This is a genomic window from Streptomyces sp. ASQP_92, from assembly GCF_025399895.1.
In the GTDB taxonomy this organism is placed as follows: domain Bacteria; phylum Actinomycetota; class Actinomycetes; order Streptomycetales; family Streptomycetaceae; genus Streptomyces.
Map to the genome: position 1 here is coordinate 1 of NZ_JAODUA010000067.1, position 436 is coordinate 436.

The 436-nt window shown below is 68.8% G+C and carries 1 protein-coding gene; it reads right to left on the minus strand.

Translation table 11 applies throughout. From position 1 onward, the window contains the following. A partial coding sequence (locus N4G70_RS36925; RefSeq protein WP_261717161.1) for a PP2C family protein-serine/threonine phosphatase occupies positions 1 to 436 on the minus strand: 436 nt, incomplete at both ends.

A 436-nucleotide genomic window follows, 5' to 3' on the forward strand; every position in this document is an offset into this window, starting at 1 on the left:
TCGCTGTAGGGCTCGCCGGCGGGTGAGGCGACGTTGTAGACGCCGTCGCTGACGAAGACCAGGCGGTCGCCGGGTTCGGCCTGGAAGGGCTCGGCGGTGTAGAGGGTGTCTTCGAACATGCCGAGCGGGAGCTGGGCTTCCAGCTGGATCTGTTCGGCCTTGCCGTGCCTGAGGCGCCACATGCGGGGTGAGCCGGCGTCGACGATCTGTGTCTGGCCGGTGTCGAGGTCGAAGCGCAGCAGCAAGGTGGAGAGGTAGGCCTGGCCGTGGTAGTGGCCGTATACGGCCTGGTCGGCGAGGCAGGCCTGGTCAGCGAGACAGAGGCCGGCGCGGCGGGCGTTGCGCAGGGCGTTGACGGCGAGGTTGGTGAGCAGGGCGGCTTCGATTCCTTCTCCCATGCCGTTGGTGACGACGAGGGTGAGGTGGCCGGCGGAGG